The organism is Bartonella sp. LJL80, from assembly GCF_054871565.1.
The window spans coordinates 78415-101387 of the sequence record NZ_JBTXLM010000005.1 but is presented as its reverse complement, the minus strand read 5'-3'; the positions used below and the strand labels follow the sequence as shown (position 1 = coordinate 101387).

The 22973-nt window shown below is 47.6% G+C and carries 29 protein-coding genes; 23 read left to right on the top strand and 6 right to left on the bottom strand.

All coding sequences use genetic code 11. The features are described 5' to 3' along the window. The 10 genes from ACYSNS_RS09675 (at position 1) to ACYSNS_RS09630 (ending at position 4798) form a co-directional block, all read left to right on the top strand. Positions 1-489, top strand: a complete 489-nt coding sequence (locus ACYSNS_RS09675) for a structural cement protein Gp24 (protein ID WP_461722951.1) — start codon at positions 1-3, stop codon at positions 487-489. Positions 490-514: 25 nt separating this feature from the next. Then, the gene (locus ACYSNS_RS09670) at positions 515-1543 is read left to right on the top strand and encodes a major capsid family protein (protein ID WP_461722950.1); all 1029 of its coding nucleotides are present in this window, start codon (positions 515-517) and stop codon (positions 1541-1543) included. A 15-nt stretch (positions 1544-1558) separates the two neighbouring features. Further along, entirely contained in the window at positions 1559-1891 is a 333-nt protein-coding gene (locus ACYSNS_RS09665; protein ID WP_461722949.1) for a hypothetical protein, read from the top strand. Then, positions 1881-2360 carry a DUF4054 domain-containing protein gene (locus ACYSNS_RS09660; RefSeq protein ID WP_461722948.1) on the top strand — a complete coding sequence of 160 codons (480 nt, stop codon included), beginning with the start codon at positions 1881-1883 and terminating at the stop codon, positions 2358-2360. The genes ACYSNS_RS09665 and ACYSNS_RS09660 overlap by 11 nt, the downstream gene beginning before the upstream one ends. Beyond that, positions 2357-2731 (top strand): hypothetical protein, encoded by a 375-nt coding sequence (locus tag ACYSNS_RS09655; RefSeq protein ID WP_461722947.1) that lies wholly within the window; start codon positions 2357-2359, stop codon positions 2729-2731. The genes ACYSNS_RS09660 and ACYSNS_RS09655 overlap by 4 nt, the downstream gene beginning before the upstream one ends. An 11-nt stretch (positions 2732-2742) precedes the next feature. Next, positions 2743-2970 carry a hypothetical protein gene (locus ACYSNS_RS09650; RefSeq protein WP_461722946.1) on the top strand — a complete coding sequence of 76 codons (228 nt, stop codon included), beginning with the start codon at positions 2743-2745 and terminating at the stop codon, positions 2968-2970. Then, a complete protein-coding gene (locus ACYSNS_RS09645; protein WP_461722945.1) occupies positions 2970-3389 on the top strand; it encodes a DUF3168 domain-containing protein in 420 nt (139 codons plus the stop codon). Before ACYSNS_RS09650 ends, ACYSNS_RS09645 begins: the two co-directional genes overlap by 1 nt. 61 nt (positions 3390-3450) lie before the next feature. Beyond that, a complete protein-coding gene (locus tag ACYSNS_RS09640) occupies positions 3451-4200 on the top strand; it encodes a phage tail tube protein (RefSeq protein WP_461722944.1) in 750 nt (249 codons plus the stop codon). An 11-nt stretch (positions 4201-4211) separates the two neighbouring features. Beyond that, positions 4212-4580: a gene transfer agent family protein gene (locus ACYSNS_RS09635; protein WP_461722943.1), complete on the top strand. Its 369-nt coding sequence runs from the start codon at positions 4212-4214 to the stop codon at positions 4578-4580. Between the two features lie 65 nt (positions 4581-4645). Then, positions 4646-4798, top strand: coding sequence for a hypothetical protein (locus ACYSNS_RS09630; protein ID WP_461722942.1), 153 nt, complete (start codon positions 4646-4648; stop codon positions 4796-4798). Here ACYSNS_RS09630 and ACYSNS_RS09625 read toward each other — a convergent pair. Both ACYSNS_RS09625 and ACYSNS_RS09620 read right to left on the bottom strand, forming a co-directional pair. Continuing rightward, a complete protein-coding gene (locus ACYSNS_RS09625; RefSeq protein ID WP_461722941.1) occupies positions 4795-5343 on the bottom strand; it encodes a hypothetical protein in 549 nt (182 codons plus the stop codon). The genes ACYSNS_RS09630 and ACYSNS_RS09625 overlap by 4 nt on opposite strands. Before the next feature lie 218 nt (positions 5344-5561). Beyond that, positions 5562-6329 (bottom strand): hypothetical protein, encoded by a 768-nt coding sequence (locus ACYSNS_RS09620; protein WP_461722940.1) that lies wholly within the window; start codon positions 6327-6329, stop codon positions 5562-5564. A gap of 20 nt (positions 6330-6349) precedes the next feature. Here ACYSNS_RS09620 and ACYSNS_RS09615 point away from each other — a divergent pair, with 20 nt between their 5' ends. After that, the gene (locus ACYSNS_RS09615) at positions 6350-6580 is read left to right on the top strand and encodes a hypothetical protein (protein WP_461722939.1); all 231 of its coding nucleotides are present in this window, start codon (positions 6350-6352) and stop codon (positions 6578-6580) included. A 50-nt stretch (positions 6581-6630) separates the two neighbouring features. On the opposite strand, the gene ACYSNS_RS09610 is transcribed toward ACYSNS_RS09615, so the two are convergent. Next, positions 6631-7164, bottom strand: coding sequence for a hypothetical protein (locus tag ACYSNS_RS09610; protein ID WP_461722938.1), 534 nt, complete (start codon positions 7162-7164; stop codon positions 6631-6633). Positions 7165-7609: 445 nt separating this feature from the next. On the opposite strand from ACYSNS_RS09610, the gene ACYSNS_RS09605 reads away from it, so the two are divergent. The 9 genes from ACYSNS_RS09605 to ACYSNS_RS09565 are packed head-to-tail and all read left to right on the top strand — an operon-like array spanning position 7610 to position 16923. Next, positions 7610-7954, top strand: coding sequence for a gene transfer agent family protein (locus ACYSNS_RS09605; protein WP_461722937.1), 345 nt, complete (start codon positions 7610-7612; stop codon positions 7952-7954). A 5-nt stretch (positions 7955-7959) separates the two neighbouring features. Further along, positions 7960-10218: a tape measure protein gene (locus ACYSNS_RS09600; RefSeq protein WP_461722936.1), complete on the top strand. Its 2259-nt coding sequence runs from the start codon at positions 7960-7962 to the stop codon at positions 10216-10218. Between the two features lies 1 nt (position 10219). Beyond that, complete coding sequence (locus tag ACYSNS_RS09595; RefSeq protein WP_461722935.1) at positions 10220-10819, top strand: hypothetical protein; 600 nt, start codon at positions 10220-10222, stop codon at positions 10817-10819. After that, positions 10819-11496, top strand: coding sequence for a hypothetical protein (locus ACYSNS_RS09590; RefSeq protein WP_461722934.1), 678 nt, complete (start codon positions 10819-10821; stop codon positions 11494-11496). Before ACYSNS_RS09595 ends, ACYSNS_RS09590 begins: the two co-directional genes overlap by 1 nt. Next, positions 11493-11927, top strand: a complete 435-nt coding sequence (locus ACYSNS_RS09585; protein WP_461722933.1) for a GNAT family N-acetyltransferase — start codon at positions 11493-11495, stop codon at positions 11925-11927. Before ACYSNS_RS09590 ends, ACYSNS_RS09585 begins: the two co-directional genes overlap by 4 nt. Positions 11928-11942: 15 nt before the next feature. Then, positions 11943-14984 carry a phage tail protein gene (locus ACYSNS_RS09580; protein WP_461722932.1) on the top strand — a complete coding sequence of 1014 codons (3042 nt, stop codon included), beginning with the start codon at positions 11943-11945 and terminating at the stop codon, positions 14982-14984. Positions 14985-14987: 3 nt separating this feature from the next. Continuing rightward, on the top strand, positions 14988-15215 hold the full coding sequence (locus ACYSNS_RS09575; RefSeq protein ID WP_461722931.1) for a hypothetical protein: 228 nt from the start codon (positions 14988-14990) through the stop codon (positions 15213-15215). Continuing rightward, entirely contained in the window at positions 15205-16338 is a 1134-nt protein-coding gene (locus ACYSNS_RS09570; protein ID WP_461722930.1) for a hypothetical protein, read from the top strand. The genes ACYSNS_RS09575 and ACYSNS_RS09570 overlap by 11 nt, the downstream gene beginning before the upstream one ends. Before the next feature lie 12 nt (positions 16339-16350). Further along, positions 16351-16923 (top strand): hypothetical protein, encoded by a 573-nt coding sequence (locus ACYSNS_RS09565; RefSeq protein WP_461722929.1) that lies wholly within the window; start codon positions 16351-16353, stop codon positions 16921-16923. A gap of 48 nt (positions 16924-16971) precedes the next feature. On the opposite strand, the gene ACYSNS_RS09560 is transcribed toward ACYSNS_RS09565, so the two are convergent. Next, on the bottom strand, positions 16972-17910 hold the full coding sequence (locus ACYSNS_RS09560) for a hypothetical protein (protein ID WP_461722928.1): 939 nt from the start codon (positions 17908-17910) through the stop codon (positions 16972-16974). Positions 17911-18080: 170 nt separating this feature from the next. Here ACYSNS_RS09560 and ACYSNS_RS09555 point away from each other — a divergent pair, with 170 nt between their 5' ends. The 3 genes from ACYSNS_RS09555 to ACYSNS_RS09545 all read left to right on the top strand — a co-directional run bounded on the left by ACYSNS_RS09555 (position 18081) and on the right by ACYSNS_RS09545 (position 19432). Continuing rightward, entirely contained in the window at positions 18081-18746 is a 666-nt protein-coding gene (locus ACYSNS_RS09555; protein ID WP_461722927.1) for a lysozyme, read from the top strand. Continuing rightward, the gene (locus tag ACYSNS_RS09550; protein WP_461722926.1) at positions 18743-18997 is read left to right on the top strand and encodes a hypothetical protein; all 255 of its coding nucleotides are present in this window, start codon (positions 18743-18745) and stop codon (positions 18995-18997) included. The genes ACYSNS_RS09555 and ACYSNS_RS09550 overlap by 4 nt, the downstream gene beginning before the upstream one ends. Positions 18998-19087: 90 nt before the next feature. Then, positions 19088-19432, top strand: coding sequence for a hypothetical protein (locus ACYSNS_RS09545; protein WP_461722925.1), 345 nt, complete (start codon positions 19088-19090; stop codon positions 19430-19432). 584 nt (positions 19433-20016) lie between these two features. Here the strand turns inward: ACYSNS_RS09545 and ACYSNS_RS09540 are convergent. After that, entirely contained in the window at positions 20017-20205 is a 189-nt protein-coding gene (locus tag ACYSNS_RS09540; RefSeq protein WP_461722924.1) for a hypothetical protein, read from the bottom strand. A gap of 592 nt (positions 20206-20797) precedes the next feature. Continuing rightward, positions 20798-22972, bottom strand: a complete 2175-nt coding sequence (locus ACYSNS_RS09535) for an ATP-binding cassette domain-containing protein (RefSeq protein WP_461722923.1) — start codon at positions 22970-22972, stop codon at positions 20798-20800. Position 22973: the final 1 nt, after the last annotated feature.

The following is a 22973-nucleotide window of genomic DNA, read 5'->3' as shown; positions in this document are numbered from 1 at the left end:
ATGCCTTTTCAGACAAATTATAAAACAACTATGGACGCTGGACTTGTCGGTCGTCGCGTCAATATGGAAGAATGGAACACCGTTACTTGCCTTGCAGAAAATACAGGCACTTATCCGATCAATTATGGTCAACCAGTGCAACGCGGTACAGCAGGCGAACAGGTTCGCAAGCTTGCCAACGGTATTTTCCGTGGCATTACAGAACTCGACCAGACAACAGGTGATGAATCCTACTCTGAGGGCTACAATGTACCTGTGATGGAAAGTGGCGTTATCTGGGTGGCTGCTGGAGGCGTCTGCACTATTGGCGGCGAAGTTAAGTGGAATCCTGCCACTGAGCAATATTCAGATGCCGGAACCGTAACAATCCCGAACGCGGAATTTGACAGCTCAGCAACCGCAGCAGGCGATATTGTCAAGGTTCGCTTGCATCGTATCCCTGGCGCTTCTGGCTCGACTAGCGGCGGCTCTGGTGGCAGCAATCCGTAATATTTGACAAAAGGAAACCAAACAAATGAATACGAATTTTTCAGATGCTATGCAAAAGCTCTATGATGAGCCGCAAGCAATTATGGGCTATGCTCGCAAACAGGGTTATGTTGTCAATACCCGTGTTTATCAGATGGAATATCCAGAAATGGATTATGCTGCTCTGGTTCCAGTCAACACCAATCTTCCTGAGTTCGCGCTTGGGCAATATACTGGACAGATTGAAAATGTGGGTCAAGCTGAGTGGCAGTCTGGCTATGCTAAAGATATCCCACTTGCTGATGTAAAGCAGTCAGAAATCATGTCGCAGTTTGATATGTACGCTATCGGGTATCAGTGGAACCTAGAAGAACTTGGTAAGGCCATGTTTATGGGTGTTCCATTGAGTGACCGCCGCGCAATGGCTGCACGTCAAGGCGCAGAACAGTTCTTATGGCGTAATGTCATCACAGGCTCAAAAGGCAAGAAATGGACAGGACTTATAAATAGCGCGTATGTGAAACCTATTGCGGCACCGGACACTGGTACGGCTACACCGAATACAGCTTGGGTTCTTATTAATGGTACTGGCAATAAAACAGCGGAGCAGATCGTTGCGGAACTTAACGGTCTTATTCTTGGCAATCAGAATATTGATGACATCGGCATTATGTCGTCTCTTCTTGCCGATACTATCCTATTGCCGCCTCGTGCATTCAAATATATCAGCGAAACACCTTATGGTGTGACTGCTCCCAATATGACTATTCTAACGTTCTTTATGCAGAATAACGAATACACACGTCGTACAGGGCAGCAGATTAAAGTTCTTGATATGCCCGCGCTTAGCCGTGCGGCTACAGAAGGCATCGCTGGCGGCGGTCGTGCAGTTGGTTATCGCAATAGCGATGACGTTCTTTCATTGCCCTTACCGATGGCTTACCGCTTCCTTCCCGCCTATCAGGACGGCGCTCTGAACTTTGTTGTTCCGGGTATTGCTCGCGTTGGCGAACTCGATGTCATCAAGCCCAATGCCATTCGCTATCTCGACGGCGTGACACCGGTTCCAGCTTAACAATAGGAGGGGCAAATGCAAACAATCAAAAACCTAACCAACTCGCCTTATGATGTTCACGTTAAAGGTGGTGGCAAAAAGCGACTTCCTGCAAGGGGAGAAATCACGGTTGATATTGACCCGTTGCATTTGCCCTTCTACCGCCATGTCGGATACTTCCAAATCGGCGAAACAAAAGGTAGTGACGAGCCTAAAAAGCCCGTCACAACCACACAGAATCCCGCTGATAGCAACCTCGAACAGTTGCAGGCAGATTATACCGGATTGACTGGCGAAAAACCTCACCACCTCTGGAAAGAGGAACGGTTGCAATCTGAAATCGACAAGGCTTTGAACGATGGCAATTGAAAAGGTGACAGTCGATCAGTTCAAGACTGCAAAGCCGCAATTCGCAAACGTGCCCGACGATACGATACAAACATATCTTGACCTTGCCGAATTGTGGGTGGATGGCTCATGGCCCGAAAAGCTATATAAACCTGCAATGATAGCTGCGGCTTGTCACCTCATGACACTTGATGGCCTTGGAGCTGATGCATACAGTCAAAGCCAAAAGGACGGGACGGCGCAATTCAGCACTATCCGTTCGGGGCAACTATCGTTGACGCGTTATCAGCAATCATCAGGCGGCAATTCTGACTATCAGTCATGGCTATCACAAACACCATGCGGGCAGTTCTTCTTGCAGCTATTGCGGCGTGTGAAAGCGGGACCGCGTGTTGTAACAGTTTCAGGTATGGGCTGCGCTTCACCTTATGCGAAAGACCAACATTGCGGCAGCTACGGTTGGCCCGGTGTCTTTCTAGGAAATAAATGATGTCTTTGCTTTCAAACGGATCGATCAAGGCGCTATTTTCATCTGTCTTGTCATCTATCTATGAAGATGGGCAACTTATCAGATCAACAATGGTGCGCGATCCCAAAACCGGCTCAATGCGACCAGTAAAACAGCCTCCAGTAACGATCAAGGTACAAATCGACGAATGTACCGAAGCCATGCGCCAGCAGGCTGGATACACGGACACAGACGTTCGCATGATTATCCTTCAACAGGGGATTGAGGGCGAAAAGCCAAACAGTGATGACCTGATTGTCGCTGGCGGGCAGAACTGGAAAGTTTACGGCGTGACAGAAGATCCCGCCCATTCATACTGGCAGATGCGAGCGGTCAGACAAGCGTCTAAATAAGGAAACATAACATGGCTAAACGGACGAAAGCCCGTGTCGTTAAGACACAGGCAACAGATAAACGCGCCAACATTCTTGTTGAACTGCATCAACACATTGATATCCCCCGTTTTCGTGATGGCGCGAAAACACCATGCGGTTTTACAGCGTATGATGCGGGAAAGCACTTCTTTCCTCGCAATATTGCCTTGTATCTCATTGAAAAAGGCATGGCTACAGAATTGCCGGACGAAGCCTAATGGCAGCCGACCTATCGCTTGCGATTAAAGGCTCGGTCATCAATCAGTTGATGGGTGACGGCGACCTGATGGCGATCGTTCAAGACCGTATTTATGGACTGAGCGCACCAGCTAACCCGACCTTTCCTTTCATAAAATACGGCAGCGCTATCTCAACCCCTTATGATGCCACCTGCTGGACTGGTTCTTCTGTCAGGGTGACGCTTCACGCCTTTGCGGAAAGCACGGACGAAATGGCCGGTGAAGATGCTGCATATCTTATCGCCGGACTTATCCAGAAAGCCATGTCCGACTATGTGCCAGATGATATCGACATTATTGAAAGCGAATGGCTGCAAACAAACGTCATTCGCGACGGCGACGAAGCCGACCGTTACCACGCAATCATAGAATTCCAAATCACGGCCATAGAGCAGTGACCAGCCTTTAGCGCCCTTCGGCAAGGCAAAATCATTTACAATTAAATATGGAGAATGACCTATGGCACGTAAAACACGTGATAAAGACGAAGATAACTATTCGATTAAGTATGGAAGCCAGCAGCTTTTAATCGAAGGCATTGCGGGCAGTGATAGCTTCACTGCACCTTGCGGTATTACCAGCCTGACAAAAAGCGTTGAGACAAATACTAACGATATTGATTTACCTCCCTGTAATGACCCTGATGCAGTTATCTGGTTAGGTATTGACCCCGTTTCGAAGCGTTTGACCCTTACAGGCTCAGGAACTCTTGCAAAGCAGGACTATTTGGACTTCTGGGAAGACTGGAGCATGTCAGAAGGCAATGAAGGTTCTTTCCGTCGCGTTCGTTGGTATCGCAATCTCGACGCGGACAATGCAGGATATTGGGAAGGGAAAGCACTTTTGACCCAGTGGGAAGAAAGCTCAGAAAGCCGTGGTCGTTGGCAAATGTCATTCACAATCGTATTTGATGGACGCCCATCTTGGACTGATATCCCTGCTGCACCTGTCAACACGGTTGCTCCGACAATCACCGGTACACCGGCGGTCGGACAAACGCTTACTGCTGATGCCGGAACATGGTCAGGCGACCCGACATTTACTTATCAGTGGCTGGCTGATGGCGTCGCAATCGCAGGTTCAATGGGCGCAAGCCTGCTTTTGTCCAACAACGAAGTTGGCAAGGCCATCTCCGTTAAGGTCACAGCCACGAACCTTGGTGGGCAAAACACTGCGACCAGCTCTCCTACTGCCGCAGTGACAGCGTAAAGGGGATAACAATGACAGGTAACCTCAAAGCAGAAGTTGTTTTGCCTTTTGGCAATGGAGAATATCTATTTGCTTTAAAAGGCACACAGGTTGAAGAGCTTGAGTATTTGCGAGACAAGACGGGCTTTGGGGTCATCTATCAGCGCGTTTTGTTGGGTGGTTGGTCTGTTGGCGACCTATACGAAATCATCCGGCTTGGATTGATAGGTGGCGGTATGCCAATACTTGAAGCCAAGAGAATTGCTGACACGTACTGCGTCGCTCCATACAGCGGAGATGATACAAGTCCGGAATCGGTAGCACGTGCAATCATTTCGGCTGTAATGACCGGCTTTGAGGACTTACCCACATCGGGGGAGCAGGAAAGCCCGAAACCCTGATTGACTTCGGGGCGTATCGGGCAGCTTTCTTCAGTAGCGGGATAGATCCACGCGCAATGGAGACAATGAGCCTTTACGAACTCGTCTCTATGGTGAAAGCCCTGGAATTGCAAAACAAGGGTATCAAAAAGGTTGAAGTAACAGACGAAGAGCTGGAACAAGCCGAACAGATGCTATTCGATGCAACGCGGTTTGATCCAAGTGTGCAATTGATCTAATTCCCGTGTAATCGCTGCATTATTCGATTAATTTCTTTTAGTACCCATAAAGCGTCTTCCAATACCTCGCCTATAGTCATGTCACGCCTATAATACTGCATCACTCGGTGAGATAGGTTGGGTATCTGTGTTTTTAGCTCGTGCCCAAATTCTTTCAACAGCTTTGCTTCATACTGACAAATTCCAAAAGTTGCGTTTTGTATTCGATCTAAGTCAGCAGTTATTGTTGTTGCCAAATCGCTAAATCGCATAAATTGCTTTTGGTCTAAGAATATAGCAGTCTCACCTATAAAAAATGGGCTTTCCATCGTTTTTTGTTCGCCAATTTCACGTGACAAAAATCGAATTAGTTTTTCGGTGTCCCTCTGAACCTGGATCAAATCATCAGTCAGTCTATCCAAAAGAGAATCTCTAATTCCTGAAGTGTCCTTTTTAAATCGATCAATGTATTTTGTAGCGATTGGATCTAACGCAGCGACAGAAGCCACTACGGACGCCACCGTAGATATAACCGTCCACGGATCAGGATCAAATTTATCAGACATATCTACTCCCATTTCTATAGAAAGGACTACCCAATGCAACTGGAACATTGGCTGGCCGCATTATGCGTATTGAACATGGTCTTGAATATCATCAACATGTTTATGTCACGATCAGAGCGCCGTGAACGGCTTAGCACAGAGAAGAAAATGAGTCGATTCCACTAGTCCTTGTAGGTGTTATAAGAAGATATAAAAACTTTTCTAGCATTTGATAAAAATTAAAAAATGTAACCAAACATCACTTTTAAAAGCTCAATAGCCGCTGTACAAATCTGACCAGCAACAGTTTCTGCGAAGACCGTTGATATCCAAACCAGCCCTCCAAGGAATAGAGTCTTCAAAACTGTAGACCTCACAGTCATAGCTTGCCAGATACGCCGCATAGCCCCGACCTCTGAAATGGCTTGCTCTTTTGCTCCAACATCACCAGAGTTCACAGTTTTGAGCGTTTTTTCAAGCTCTTCAAGTCTTTTATCCAACTCTTGATATTCTGGTGTATTATGGTTGATTGAGACAGTTCTATCAGAAGCTGGCACATCAATTGATGAAGAAGCAAAGATCTTCTTTATTTCCCTTCGTAACTCGCGTTGGAAAGGATGAAAAAATTGCTCTGACATTTTATTGATATTGTCATCAAATCTATTACCTGAATTAAAATACATAAACGCAAAGCCTTCTGGCTTAACATCTGGTTCAAGAAGCTTTTCTATCACTTGTAGCTGTGCACTTAGCCTATCCTCTTTTCTGTCAGGCCATTGTATCAATGCGCTCCCGACCATTGAACTTGGCTCTTTGAAAATATCGGCATCATGTTCTTTGATATTTATCTCTGAACGCAATCTTAGAATATAGCCTGTAACAGATGGACTAGAATAAACAGTTAGGAAGTCATGCCAACGTTTTAAACTTTGTTTGAAGTGACGATAACCTGACTTTTCGACTAAGATAGCTAATTCATCATACTCTTCAAAAAAATCATCTTCCATCTGATCCCCCTGAGGTAAACATGCGAGTTACAGTTGATACAGCTCACAAAGATTATATCTCGCCAGAAAACCGACAAGGAATCAAGACATTTTTGAACGACGTCGAACAAACAGATGTCTATGCGGCTGATGAAGAAAAAGGCACCATCACGAAGGTCAAGAAAGATAAAGATGACAGACGGATTGTCAAAGATGGACAAGTGCAAATTGAGACAATCTGCGGCAGCGTCAAAATAAATTTTCCACGCTAGAACCACATTTTTAACAACCTGCTTTCGCGCTAGTCCTTGCCGGTGGGTGGTTATGGGGTTTGTGAGCACCATATCCTCGCTTGCCCAACCTCACATTCACAGCCTTTAGGTGGAAAGCAAAACAAAGAAGATAAATCGACTTCCTGTTTATCAAGCTCATAGCATTGCGGGCAGGAGTTTGTCGGAACCCAATAAAAAAGTCGGGTGTAACCTCTATCAATCCATTCGGTTGCGCTTTTGACCATCGACATTGCAGAGGTTGAACGCAAGATTGTATATAAAATAGCGTCCAGCGGACTTTCTTTACCCTTGTCGGTCAAAAGGTCGTATGCCTCATATGTATAAAACGCTTTCTTTCTTATCTTGAGTGACTTCTTTTCGACTTCGGGGATTGGGTGCCCTGATTTACGAAAGGCGAGTTCGATAGGTCGCGAACCTAACTGCATAGCTTCACGGGACAATCTGGCTATATCTTTGTATTTATCAATGCGAACTAGCCCTAATGCTGTGCAAGACTCATGGGCGCAAAGTTCAGCCAGTTCGTTGATATAAATACCTAACAAATTGGCTGGTGTTTTATTCATTTGTTACGCGGTTTTTTTTCACCGAACCTACCGAGACGTACAAAGCGCATGGCTTATAGTGTTGAGAGGGATATAAATCACTCATTCTAATGAACAATCTTTTTTAACAGAGCAATAATTAAACCAATTGTCGGAAGCCCAACAATTACAATGAGAACCTTTATGCCATCTGGCACACTGGCCCATCCTTTGTTTGGGTTGTAAGTTTTGGTCTTCTCGCCGCAGCGGCTACAAACCGCAGCTGGCGAACTTATGGACAACAGCAGCCAAACGACGAGCCAAAGACCGCCGGTAATAATCGTCAAAATCAGATGCAACAGATGGTTCGGCCTGTTTTCGTAGGCTGGAACTGTCGCATCACATGATGGGCAATATCTTGAAACTATTCTTTGAGACATAGCCCAAATTATCACAACAATTTAAAAAGTGAAGAACGGAAGTGAACATGTCACATCTGAATACTGCATTGTATCTAAATTGGGCCGACGGCACTTATAAATTCCTTCTAGGGAAGAAGGAAATAGATGAACTTGAGCGGAAGTTAGGTAAAGGCATTGGCGAGATTAGCCAAGTCTTCGCAGCGCGGTCATGGTATTTAAACGATATATACGAAACCATACGTCTCGGTCTTATTGGCGGGGGTATGGGGCCACTAGAGGCAAAAGCATTATGCGACATGTATGGCACAATGCCTATCGCTGACGGTGAGAACTCACCGGCATCTGTAGCCGAGTCAATCATTGCCGCATTGATGTTTGGCGCTCCTGCCTCAGCGCGAGTTGCGGAGTAATAGCTATGGCGGCAACGGCGGATCAGGTTGTAGTTGAACTTAAAACAAAAATAGATACATTTTTGCGCGACACGAAACGTGCGGGCGATCAGTTTGATAGCCAAACAAAACGTATGAGTAATTCTGCAAGCCGCATGGCACGGCAGATAAGCACGTCTACAAGCACTATAAAAACGGCCTTTGCCGCATTAGGGGCAGCTTTTACCTATCAAAACTATCAAAAACTTACCGATGAATACACGACAATTCAAAATGCATTGAAGGCCACCGGCTTAGCAGGGGACGATCTAGCAAAGACGTATTCTGATCTATATCAAGCCGCGCAACGTAATTCAGCACCTGTATCAAGCCTTGTGCAGCTATATTCGCGTTTATCTATAACTCAAAAAGAGTTAAACACATCATCATCTGAGATTGTTCAATTTTCGGACACTATTTCTCAGGTTTTGAGGGCAACGGGTACGTCATCACAAGAGGCTTCAGGCGCGCTATTGCAGCTATCGCAGTCCTTAGGTAGTGGAACCGTCAGAGCTGAAGAATTTAATTCTATTCTTGAAGGCGCGCCTGGCATATTGCGCGCTGCTGCTGCGGGCTTAAAAGAGGCGAATGGTTCAGTGTCAGAGTTAAGAAAACTGATGCTTGATGGGAAGCTATCCTCCGAGGCATTATTTAGAGCAATCATGGCAGGCGCAGGAGATGTCACGCAGAACCTCGGCTCAACGAATAGAACAATCGCACAAAGCATGACAGGACTTTACAACTCACTCGTAAATGCAGTGGGTAAGTTTAATGAATCGTCACAGGCTGCCAATACTTTCGGTAAGTCATTGGATGGCTTGGCAACGTCAATTGATAATTTCGATATGACCGGCGCTATATCAGAGGTAAACAACTTTATCGGCACATTACGGTCCGGCGTAGAGGAGGTTATCAAATTTTCAGATACGATGTCGGAGTGGGCCCGTAAGAAGAGTAAAGACTGGGGCACTGACCGCGTAGGAGAGTATCTAGGGGGTTCAGGGGTGCTTTCATATATCGGCGCTGAAAGCAATAGCCAAAGAGCTGCGCGGCTGGAAAAGGAAAACGGCAAGCAATCTTGGCGCACACAAGGATCTGCCGATGGGCAAGAATACGTCGACGGCTTAGAACAATCCATAGTTGCAGCTTACAAACCGAAGTACCCGAAAGGGGTTGCTGATTATCTAGCCAGCCAAAACACAACAGTAATAACCGCAAGCTCACCCAATAAACCAGCGAATAGCCAGCAAAAGCCGGTTTCGATAGCAGATTATCCCGCGATGGGAACAGGTAAAACCGGCAAGGGAGCTAAGGAAAAAGAAGATGAATATCAGCGGTTAAACAAAAGCATATACGAACAGATCGATGCGCTCAATGCGCAAGCGACGGCACAATCTAACCTGAATCCGTTTATTAACGATTTTGGTTACGCCGTGGAAAAAGCGCGTATTCAACAAGAACTCCTTACTGCTGCCAAAAAAGCAAACATACCTATCGATAAAGACACTACAGCGGCGATAGACGATTTATCGACAAAATATGCATCTGCGTATGCCTCTCTTGCGAAGCTTAGCGCGGGTCAAGAAGAGATGCGTCAAAAGCTTGAAGCTGTAAAAGACGTATCTCGTGACGTAACGCGAACGTTTGTCGATGGGATGATCCAAGGCAAGTCAGCAGCCGAGGCTTTAGGCGACGCTGTATCGCGTCTTGGGCAAAGGTTCCTTGATGCGGGTCTCGACCAACTCTTCAACGGCTTATTCAGTGGGGGATTGGGTGGTTTGTTCGGCGGTGGGCAATCCCTATTTTCTCGATACGGTAGCGGCGTCGGGCTATATGACAGCGGCGGCTATACCGGTGCAGGTGGGAAATATGAACCTGCTGGCATAGTACACAAGGGGGAAGTTGTATGGTCGCAGGATGATGTGAAGCGTTGGGGCGGGGCTAAAGCCGTTGATGCTATGCGCCGTGGCTATGCAAATGGCGGCATCGGCGGACAGCCCTCTATCCCTGCAATTCCTCGCATTCCGTCACCTTCTGATTTACGACCTAAGCCAAACCAAGTAGCGGTCAACTCAAACGTTCGCGTGGGCGTAGATCAAGACGGCAACTTGCAAGCCTACGTCGCGAAGGTGGCTCAGGAAAACACAGCAAAGGGAATTCAGCGGTTTGCTGGAAGCCGTGAGTTGCAGCAAATAGCATGGGCGCAAGCAAATAAACGCGCATCAGATAAGTTTGGGAGGCCGTAAGATGTATCAAGACCCATTTGATTTTCTCGACGGTTTTCCAGGATGGCCCACGAACTTTGATCTATATCACCGACAGGAGCGCAGCCGAACCGCTGGCGGCGTGACAATCGTCAAAGATATGGGGTCACCACTATGGAAGGCGTCGTATTCTTCAAAGACATTGCGCCCGTCCGAACTGTCTTATTGGCGCGCGCGGGCAAATGGGCTTGGCAATGGCATTGTGCGGTTTTATGCAAGGCCGACAAACTGTTTTCCATGGGCCTATCCGAACGGGAAAGGTCTTGGCGATGTCTCCAAGGTGTCGATCCAGACTATCACCAACAACAACGCCTTGACGTTTTCTGGCTTGCCGTCTGGCTATGTCTTTACCGTAAGCGATAAGATACAGATCGGCGACCGTGACCTGCACGACGTTATTGCGGTCAACGGCATATCTGTTCAGGTATATCCGCCTCTTTGGCCCGGCGCCACGACCGGCACGAAGGTTACGCTTGTGCGACCTCATTGTTTGATGACCATCGTTCCCGACAGCTTGTCAGCACAAGCCGATGCTGGCACGGGGCGCGGTACGGTGTCGTTTGACGCATTGGAGGCACGTTGATGCGTTATCTATCACCTGAGAACGTGACAGCGCTTAAACAGCGCGTGTTAATGCCACGCGAATTCTTGTGGGTTGTGGCAAAGGATATGAACAACGGTTCGCAATTCCCTTATGGTTTCTGGTCGGGTATCGGCAATATCCAAGCAGAGGTATTAAACCCGGATACAGGGCGGCCCGAAACGCGCTCGTTTGAAGGGTCAGGAACACTCATAGAAATTGACGCCATCCCTCAAACGGTCGGCATTGAAGCAAGACCGATCAATATCAAGATGTCGCAATTAAGCGAGGGCGTCCAGAATATCGCTCGCGGTTATGACCTCAAACAAGCGCGTATCGAGCTTTACCGAGGTCTTTTGAATACCGAAACGCGATTGCCGGTCGCGCCAGCGTTTTGCAGGTTCATCGGCTTTGTTGATGAAGTTGACATCACGACCCCGAAAGAAAACGAAGAAGGGGCAATCTCTCTAAGCTGTTATTCACATGCGCGAGAGGTATCCCGCTTTAATCCAGACACGCGATCAAACGAAAGTCAAAAGCGTCGTTCGTCGAATGATGGGTTCTTTGAAGACACTTCGACAGTTGGCGAATGGGAGCTTTTTTGGGGACAGACCAGTGGCAAGGTTGCAACCACGCCATGGAATAAACGAAGCGATCAAGGAACGGTGTCTGGCTTATGATACGGAAAGCAGTATCGAGCGACCTACAAGACGTTCTGCGTCTTTGTCGTGAGTTCCACACAGCATCGGGCGTACCCTTCCCGTTCTCAGAGACGATGGCCAAAGCGATATTCCAAGCTTGCTTAACAAATACCGACCTTGTTTGCCTTCTCATGGAGAACGAAACAGGCGTCCAAGGCATATTGGCGGCACAGTGTGGTTTGCACCGGTTTTCACCGGTCAAAATCGCAGAAGAGATCATTTGGTGGGTCTCTTCAGAACATCGCGGCATGTCATCAATTAAGATGCTGGAACGCTACGAGGAATGGGCGAAGGCAAAGGGTTGTGCATTCGCGTCCATGATCGGTCTTGGTGACGATCCTATCACAACCGCGCTCTATCGGCGCAAGGGATATCAGGCGCAGGAAAAGCACTTCCTCAAACGCCTCTAAAAATCGGAATACAACATGGCTGTTTTTACCGGGTTAGCTACGCTGATCGGCGGATTGTTTTCGTCCGTCCTTGGCGGCGCACTTTTGAGAGTCGTTCTTGGCGTAGGCTTAAGCCTCTTGGGGCAAACGCTTGCGGGCAAGAAGAAAAAACAAAGTGAGCAGTCAGGCGTTCGTGGGGAAATCGCAGGCGGCGGAGACTTGCCGCGCTCTATACTGCTTGGTCGCATCTGCACCGCCGGTTCGCTTGTTTATGCCAATACATGGGGGCGTGCCAGCAAGACGCCGAACGCCTATGTTACACAGGTTATTGCACTGGCTGATCATAGGATCAAAGGCATATCCGCGCTTTGGGTGAATGGTGAGCCTGTCGATATTGACCAAAACAATTCTTCATTAGAGGGATACAACATCCCGCAGTATGACGGCTGCCTTTTCATAAAGCCAAAGAATGGCGAGCAAACAGTTGCAGACCCTTTACTGGTGCAGCGTGTTAACAACTCCGAGCGTCCTTGGCCAAATACCCGTGTTGGCTACAATGTGGCTTATTCGATTATGACAGCAAAGGCCAATCCTGAGCTGTTTACAGGCTTCCCGCAATTTAAGTTCGAAGTGCTTGGAAGGCGGCTTTATGACCCGTCGCGCGACAGCTCGGTCGGCGGGCGCGGCTCGCAACGATGGGCTGATACTTCCACATGGGGCGGCGACGGCGACGATCTTCCCGCCGTCCAGATATACAATATCTTGCGTGGGATCTATGAATACGACCAGAACGGCGTCCGCACATGGGTTTATGGGCTTCAGAATATGCCTGAATCCCGCTTGCCTGTCGCTCATTGGATTAGCCAGATAAATAAATGCCGTCAACTCGTGGATGGGCCAAATGGGCAAGAAGAACAGTATTTATCAGGCATTGAGATAACCGTCGACACTCCAATCGGCGACACCATTGAAAAGCTTCTAACCGCCTGTAACGGTCGGTTGGTCGAAGCGGGTGGCTTCTATAAGATTTATGTCGGCGAACCGGATGCACCGGTCTATTCGTTCACAGATGCCGATATCCTATCGACTGAAGAACAGACATTCACGCCGTTCTTTGGTCTTGCTGAAAGCGTCAACGGCGTGTCTGCTACGTATCCAGAGATTAACGAAGGCTGGAACACCAAGACCGCGCCAGCTCTTTACAATAGAACGTATGAAGCAGAAGACGGCGACCGCCGGTTGATGACAAGCGTTCAATTGGATACGGTTTATCGCGCTTCGCAAGTTCAGCGGCTTATGCTGTCGTCATTGCGCGAGGCAAGGCGTGCCCGCCGTCACACATTCCTTTTGCCACCTGAAGCATGGGTGTTGGAGCCGGGCGATATTGTCTCTTGGACATCCGAGCGTAACGGCTATGTCAACAAGCTGTTTCGCGTTGATGGCACGATCGATCACCCGAATAATGACGTGACGGTTGATCTTACAGAAGTTGATCCGTCAGATTACGACTGGGATCAGCAAAACGACTATACGCCGCCGGAGTTTGCTCCTCTTGGCCCTGTGCGCCCACAGCCGCAGCCCATGATTGACTGGACGGCAACAGCCTCTCAGGTTGATGACTATGAAGGCAACGCCCGCCGCCCTGCCATCCGTCTTGGTTGGGATGGAGAGCAAGAAGACGTTTACGCCGTTCAATATGAGGTTGCTCTTGCCTATAACCTTGAGGTCGTCGTCCGTGGAAGAACCGACAGGCCGGAAGTCGGATCACTTCTGATAAGCCAAGACGTACTACCACTGACTGATTATGCTATCCGTGGGAAGTATGTGTCCAGCTATAACCGGCAAACGCTATGGTCGGATTGGCTGACGGTTAGAACGCTTGATATCCGTCTTGGCCCGAAAGACATGTATCCTATCGACCTTGGCGATCTTACAGAAAACATTAACAAAAATCTTGAATTTTCCGCAGATACTTGGCGTTACGTTTTGGAAGAAATGCAGCGGCTTGGAGAGATATCATCGGATCAAGGCGCAGAAAACTATCTACAACAGCAAACGATAAAGCGGGAACTATCCGTCTCGCTTGAGACAGCAAGCGCCAACTTTACTGAGCAGATAACGGTAGCTGTTGGCGATCTCCGCGCTCTTGCGGCAAGAACGCAATCGCTGGAAGCAAAGGTTGAAGATCCCGATACAGGATTAACCGCGACAGCGAACGCGGTTGATCTGCTAAAAACGGAGGTCAAGGAAGTTGACGGCAAGCTCACCGCCACAGCCGAGGCCGTTACCATCGTTCGCTCGCAAGTTGGAAACGTAACCGCAGAAGGTCTATTCCGAGTAAAGACAGAAGCAACCGCCGCAGGTTCAAGCAGCACGATAGGTTTGACGGCAGCGGCATCAGATGCCAGCGGCCCTAACAGCGCTTCGTTGTTCATTGATGCAAAGACTGACGGGACAAGCCGCGTCTCTGTCGTTGGCAACCAGTTTGTTGTGATGAACCCGTCGAACAAAGGGCAATACTACCTGCCATTTCTTATCCAAGATGGGAAAATGTATGCCAACGAAATGTATGTCAATTGGGCGAAGATAACGGATGTTCAGATTGACACAGCGCAGATAAGAGACGGGTCTATTACATCGGCAAAGATTGGATATTTGGAAGTTCAAACAAGCAATTTGGGCTTTAACAGCGTCACCAAAGCTTATCAGAATACGGGGCTTTTGCCACCGTCAGCGCAAGCAACACCGATTATCAACCTAAGCACGAATAACCCGCAGGCGAACACGTCTTTAGTTGGCTGCAACTACAATCTGTATATCAGCCCGGTTAACTCTAACAGTGATTGGGGTATCAATGTTTATCTATCCAATGCCACGACAGGCAATAGAATATGGGAGTTTACCCATACGGGACGCGGTGCGGGTTGGATAGCGGGCAGCGGGCTTAATATCGATGCCAGTGCAATCAATGGCACGAATACCTATCAGTTTTGGGCCGTGTCTAACGGCTCGGTTAGCGCGACCGTTTCACGCGATCAAGGTTTCGGGAAAATCAGCGCCTTAATATGGGAAAGATAGAACATGACTGAGAAAATACGATTGGAGCCGCTGGCTCTATTGAACGAAGAATCATGGCTGGCAGAAAAGTTAAAGGAGAGAGTTAGACTTCTTTCCCATTTTCGTTTCGTCGCTGAACAAGAGCGGGACGCAGCAGTTGCAAAGTCGGAACAGCTTGAAGAAGAGAATGCGCATTTGCGTTCCGAGGTTAAACGGCTGACGCCAGAAGCGGAGGTTATCAATGGCCTATGATAATGCCCAATTGATCGGCGTACGCCCGATCTATAGCGTTGGCACAATTACCCTTGTTGCCGGCGAGAGAGACTTCACGTGCGTCGGAACAATGTTGCAGTCTATTGCGAACGCATGGCCCGGTGACGAGATAGAAACGACAAATGGAAAACGTTTAACGATTGCAACAATTACCAGCGACACGAAAGGAACGTTGCGCGATCCTTGTCCGGCAGATTGTGCGGGTGAGAACCTTCCCGTTTACATAAGGCCACAGCCGGACGGAAGCCGTTCAAGCGCCGCCGTTCGCAATCTTATCGCGAAATACGGAACGGGTTATGTTGCGGCTCTTGCAGACCTGACGCTTGAACCTGGACAAGTTCCCGCCGCCGGTCAAGTGCAGGGCAGCTTTGTTGCTGGCGACTTGCCTACCGCTCCTGATTTAAGCCCATACATGAAGATCGAAACATACGACAAAAACGGCAAGAAAGCCGACGTTTACGACGCCGGGAACTTCGTTGAAAACACAACGGCCCACAACGACAAAGGCGCTCTCTTACTCACGAATGCCGAGCGTGAGGCAATAAAGAACAGAGTTTCAACCGTTGGGCAGGTTATTTACTCAACAAGCACAAAACCGCCATATGGCTGTTTGTCGCCGAATGGAACATTAATTAAACGGGCTGATTATCCGCCACTCTGGCAATTTGCAAATGATAGCGGCATGATTGTTTCGGATGCGGATTGGTTAGATGTGACGAAAAATAATTGGGGTAAATGGTCAACAGGTGATGGCTCAACTACATTTCGCATTCCAATGATTTTGGGTGAATTTTTGCGTGTGTGGGATAATGGTCGGGGTGTCGATAATGGGCGTGTTGCAGGTAGCTGGCAGGGCGACGCGATTAGAAATATTACCGGCGGGGGTGTGCTGCATGGTAGCGACCAAGGTACGAACCTAGCTTCGGTTTACGGAGCCTTTTCCGGCAACGTTCTTTCCAATTACAAAAACGGCGGTGATTACGTCAATTCAGGCGCGAATTCCTATGGGAGCTTTTCACTTGACGCTTCAAGTGTTGTCCCTACAGCGACCGAAAACCGACCGCGCAGTATAGCACTCCCCGCTTACATTTGTTATATCTAAGGAGCTGTTTAAATGACAGGAACTTATTTCTTATATTCACCAGCCACGAAAGAGTATCTAGGCAGCGGTGTCGCAGATATTGACCAGCAAAACCCCGACAGATATCTTTATCCGGCCTTTAGCACGCGACAGAAGCCTCCAGAGGTTGAAGAAGGCGTCGTGCTTTTATGGACTGGCGCGACATGGGCTGGCGTTAAAGATTATAGAGGTCAGGTCTGGTTCAAAGAGACTGGAGAAGAAGTCACCATAGACTTTATCGGCGACCCGTCAGAGCGCGGTTTGACGGCTGACAAGCCTGTGTTGCCAGAACCGGAACCAGTCGTACCAGCATTAACAGCAAGACAATTCTGGCAAGCTGCACTTGTAATAGGTGTAACAGAAGAAGGTTTAGCAAGTGAAGTTTCGTCACCCGAAAGCCCGTTATATGTGGCTGATGATGAAGAGCGCGAAAGCGTGTTGATTGATATCAAGAAGACCACACTGTTTAGCCGTGACCATTACCTTGTTGAGAAAATGGCGAAGGCGAAGGATATCCCGACGGAACAGCTCGACTGCCTTTGGCAGTGGGCTTCAAACATTCAGTAAGCACAGCACAAATTCAATACCCGTACGCACCGCCTCAATGGCGGTTTTTTATGCGGACGGCAGAAGTTTTGATTCGACAGCCGCAATGGCAAGTTGTGCAAACGAAGGTGGTAGTTCTCCCTTTTTCACCTTGCTAGATAGGTAACCACTAAATTTCCCACCTTCAATGTACTCGGATTGAAGCCACTCTCTAAAATCACCAAGTGCTGATAACGGGTAACACCAAGATTCCTGCGGATTGGATTTAGATTGTGGATGGCTATCCGGGTAGTGGTGAGGGTATTTATTTCTGTAACCATGTACTTCTGAAAGGTTTTGTTCTTCCCAAAACTTGGACCAATGTAAGCCTATGGAGATATCTACAACAAACTTATCTCCAATCTCAGCCCCCGCCATGATCAATTCGTATATAATGGTATGGGCTTCATTAAAAACATGGAAATAACCCTTCGGAGCGGACTGGAAGTTCAATGATATGCGCTCATGCCACTTATCAAAACGGTTAGCATGAGTTGGGTCATAACCAACTTGACTATAAATCAAATCATTAAGTTTAGAACCTGCCAAAGTTCTAAAATTGTCTCTAGCCGTCTCTTGGATATTACTACCGGCGTCAAATGCATAGTACTCAAGTATAGATAAGCAAACATCTGATGGGTAACAATAATGAACCACTCCTTTATGCGTGACTTCTATATACGCTTCGGGGCGTGGAATGGTTATTTTTGAAAGGATGCTTTTAATAGTCTTAACACGAGGTTTCTCAACTTCGTCCGACCATTCTTTACTAATTTCTCCAATTCTGGAGTGATGAACCCCGCAAAGAGCAGCTAAGCCTCGCTGGTTAAGGTAGGGAGTACCATCAGTCAACACCCCCATTCCTATACCCTCTAATTCCGCATCCTTATCAATGAACAATTGCCCTTGTCCCGCACTGGTGCCCTCCCTCAATGAATTTGCAGCTAACTTATTGATCTTAATATTCATTTTGGTGGTGCCCTCCGTGTGAAAATTACAACCATCAGTTTATGATCCTTTAAACCCACACGCAATAATTATTCACCCCATTCACAACGAAAAGCAAGTTTCCAATCACATACCGAAAAATAATTTGCCTCGCTATTGCGGGGCTTTTTTATGCCTGAAAGGAAAATAAAATGGCACGACAAATCAACAAGCTTGGCCTTGACCATATCAAACAGTGGGAAGGCCTGAGAACGACAGCCTATAAGGATGTAGCAGGGATCTGGACGATTGGATATGGACACACGGCTGCAGCAGGTGAACCAAAGCCCAAGGCTGGCATGAAAATAACCGAGAAGCGGGCGACTGAGATTCTCATGTCCGATTTAGGCCAGTATGAACAGGCGGTCGAAGATGCTGTAAAGGTCGATATCAATGACAACCAGTTCGCAGCGCTCGTCTCTTTCACTTACAATGTGGGTATTGGAGCTTTTAAAAAGTCTACCTTGCTCAAAAAGCTGAATAAGGGCGACTATGATTCCGTTCCTACCGAAATGATGAAGTGGACAAAGGCAGGCGGCAAGCGTGTTCAAGGGCTTGTAAACCGCCGTCGCGCTGAGGGGGCAATCTGGATTAAGGGCGCTTTCGTGTCTTCCAATTTTGTGAAGCCTGATGCGAACAGCAACAATCCTTTGAAGAACCCGCAAGTGCTTGCACCGGTTACTGGCCTCCTATCTGGTCTAGGCGGTTTTATCTCTGGCACTGGCCCTGTTCAATGGGCTTTTGCAGCTATTATGGTTGCGGCTTTTGCATTCGGCATCTGGCATTTCTTCTTTCGTGATAAGGACGCCGTGGCATGACGCTGCCCTATCGCATCGGCTTCTTAGCCCTTTTGTTCGCCGCCGCCTTTATAAGCGGCTTCTTTTATGGCCGCAGCTATCAACATAAGGCCACGCTTCAAAGCGTGGTCGAGGCTTTCCAAACCCGCGAGGAAATAGACCATGAGACTTCTGACCTTTCTCCCATTGATGCTTGTATTGCCATTGGCGGCTTGCCAAACGAGTGCGCCGCCCTCTTGCGCAGGGTGGAAAGCTCCACCGAAAGCGAATGAACCCGCCCGCATGGTTCAGATTGAACCTGAGCTAACGCGCTGGATAATTGCAACAGACCGCTTCGGTCAAAAACAGAAGTGCTGGAAATAATGCCACAGAAAATCATCCCGCCAGATTGGCTTGCCTATCTGCTCTACACAGTTTTAACGGCTCTTGCCGGTGCTTTTGGTGCCTTTGTGAGACAGATCCACGGGCCAGCCCGCAAATGGCCGCAGCGTGTTATCGAATGGATAGGCGGGGCATTATGCGCCGTCTATGGCGCTGAGATTGTTGCGCAAACGATCTATCACCTGCTAAGCAAATACGACCTTATCCATACAGGCTATGTTGTGCCTGAAAAGATTATCGGTTTGGCGGGGTTCTTATGCGGTGCGCTTGGCGTGTCTGCGATTGATGGGGTGATCGCCCTGATAAGAAAGAAATGTTCCGATTGATAGATGATATCATTGTCATACAAATTCTTGCTTCTTCCCTATCACCAAATAATTAAATTACTCCATACTAACAATGATTTATCCCCAACAGCATGACAGTAACGATAACAATTCTTTAAAGATGCAATCTGTTCCCAGATGATCATACTACATAACTCACGACGTTATGGAGAGTAAGTGCTATGACAAAGAAAATGGATACATATGAGAAAAGACGCCTATTGATGGAGTGGGCAGCAGATGCATTTTATCGCCGGTCAAGGTACGAAGCGTTGCTCCTAGACATGATAGCTACGATTCTATGGGATAATGAATGAAGCATTGATATTATCATGTGGGGTACAGAAACTAATCGCGGATTTTGGGGTATACGCCCAAACTCCCGTTTTTCGTATGGCAATACCCGCATGATAGTTTTGGCTCTATATCCTTCAGATAGTAATCTAGCCCAAACCGTTGCTCTAGGGCTTTCCTGTCCAACATGAGACTATGGCGGCATTCGTTGCAATACGCATAGATGTTAAACCAGTGCTGCAACGTTCTGAAGGTCTCCTCTTCGGTGACAGGGTAAAAACGAAAGCGGTTCATTTAGGTAGATTCGGCTTCCAACCACGTGCATAGCCGCTCGACATCGCGCTGGCTGCGGTTCCAATCTGCTTTACCAGCATAGACCGCTCTTCTAGTAACTGGCTTACGAGCGCCTTTATGTCCCCGTTCCATGCATCAATCAAAAGATCGATCTCGTCTTTCTGTCTCACTTCACTCGACTCCATTTTGTTCCCGTATTGTTCTCATTTTGTATTTAGGAGTCAATGGGGTGGGTGTGTCCTATTTTGGGAACTGAAAAGTAAGGGCAACGTTTGAAATAATCTTTAAAAATCAATAGAGCGCTTATGCCCCCACTTTTTTATAACATGTTGTTTTAATGGAGTTTTGTCATATCTCTTCTGGGCACCATATACACCTCTTTGAACCAGAGAGTAATGCCATCTTCGGTTAGGCTTACGAGTGGTATGTCCCGGTTATTGCAAAGGTTCAACGTGTTTTCAACAAACAGCTAAGTTTAGAGTACCCAATCATCGCTTTGCGAATGGTTTTCTAGCGGTATCGCTTGTGTTTTACTCTTGAAAAACAACATTCATCAGCCAAAATTCTAAAATTCAACCACAAAGCTGGTTTGATGACTTTGACGGTTGCGTCGTAATGCAAACAACAATCAACGCGCGTGTTGTAATTGATCGCGTTTATACCCTTCAAAAAAACTTCGCGCATACAAGCAACCCATTTTGCGCGGCCAATCAGGTTCAAGTGTCCGTTCCTATGGTGATATGACAAACGCGCACTAAACAACAGGGCTTATAGTCTTCAACTTTCCACGCGGCGCGTGCTCCGGCTTAAGAATTCCTGGGTTGGACCGTCAAATTTAATATGGCCCTGATCAAGCACTATAACGCGTTCCGTCAATGCAAGCATATCGTAGCGGTCAGTAACAACGACCATCGTTGTGTCAGGGGTCAGTTTGTTTTTTAAAAGATTTGCCACACGAGATTCCTGCTTCTGTGACAATTGTGATGTCGGCTCATCCAATAGGAAAATCTTGCGCTTACTTAACGCAAGTCGCGCAGATGCAAGCATTTGCCTATGGGCAGGATTGGGATAAAAACCTGCATCACGCCAAGTGACTTCAAGCTTGTCGGCAATCTGCATCTCGCCACTCACAAGGTCGAGCTGGTGCAATATATCTTCACATTCCTCACGTGATAGCCGTTCTTCCAAGCATAGAAATTCATACACCGAACTCGTCAACATGACATGGTCTTGCCAGTCATAATGCACTAACCGTTTGACCGTCTCGTCACCCGCATGCAGTGGTCGTTTAGAAAAAGCTATTGTCCCCTTTTCTAGAGACAAATACCCTGCAAGCAATTGCAAAAGTGTTGTCTTGCCGCTGTTTGCTGGTCCAAATATTGCAACCTTCTGTCCATTTGGAATGGAAAGCTGCAGATTATCCAGAACAATCTTTTCAGAGTTATAATAGAAAGATCCTTGCTCGATATTCCAAAGCGGTGTCTTCAGGTTTTCTTGCTTTTCAAGATGAAGCGCCGTTTCTGTCGCTTCACTGCTTTGCGCAATAACCTCTTTTATATTTTTATAAGCCTGACGCGCGCCGTAGGCATCATAGACGATGCTGGAGGCGCTCAGAAGTGGCTGCATCATTCTTCCGGCCAACAGGATGACGGCAAAAATCGCCCCTTGGTTTAAAGAGCCTGCAACGACAAGATAATATGCACAGATGACGATAACGACTGTTTGACCAGCATTGATAGCGTAGTTTGCACGCTGTGATCGCGCCGAGCGCTGATAGCGCTGTTTCCAGTTTTCAGTCTCGCTTTCTGAATCCGCCATAAACCGATCACTCACGACATCGGGACGCCCGATAATCGAGGCGACCTTAAGATCAGCTAAATTGGGCGCGTCGCGATGCAGCGGTCTGACATTATAGGCAACCGCCGCTTCACGCCAAGAGTGAACCATAAGACCGATAATCACTGCAATTACCAGAATGGGCACGATAACAACCCAATGCCCCAATAGCGCAATGAAGATGAGAAACAGCAACATGAACGGCACATCGATAATGTTCGCGTTCAATGCCATAAGACCAAAATTGCGCACTTGACGCCAATCGTTCAAACTACGAAATTTTCGAGCACCCCATTCATTGGACTGACTGACATTAATTCGCAGTAAACGTCGAATGATATTAGGCTCAAGCGTCGTATGCAAACGCTGTACCAATTCAAGGTTTAAACGTTGTCGATCACGGCGCAACAAATATTCGGCAATACCGGCCAGAATAACACCAACTGAAAATGCCCATAGAGATGCTGATGCATAAGCTGGCAGAATACGACTATAGATCGCATTAAGATAAAGTGGTGTGACTACAACCATGAGATTGATGAACAAAGAGCCAAACAAGAGCTTTTTAATCAACGAGACCGAAACAGGATCTGCACTGATGAGACGCCTCAGTTCAAAATGATCAAGCAGGCTTGCTTTGAAAACCTGATATTGAGGAATAGAATTGTTGATCTCATCGTCTAAGAGCTGAGGGACATTTGCAGCTGATGGCTTAAGCGCATCGCTCGCACCTCCATCGACTGCCAACATCTCGACTGCCGATGGTGATTGTTGCTTCCCGACATTATCCGGTTCGTCTATCGGATTGGCCGGTTGGCCATCGCCTTCAGCAATACCATCACCCGATTGATCCTCGATAAATCTCAGCTTCCCGTTATTGGCAACACATGCCGCGCGGTAATCTCCCCGTGGGGTGAGCACAATATAAAATCCGCCGATCTGTAATGCTGACTGTTTATTAACACGCACCACATGCACACCCACCTGTCGCTCAACAAGTTTTATCAGGGTTTCGTCGCTGGATACCGGCAATGTACGAATTCGTTGCCAATGGTAAGGAAGAGAACCGCGTAGCTTGTCACACGCGGTCTCAAGAGCATCAATTAAAGCGATCATT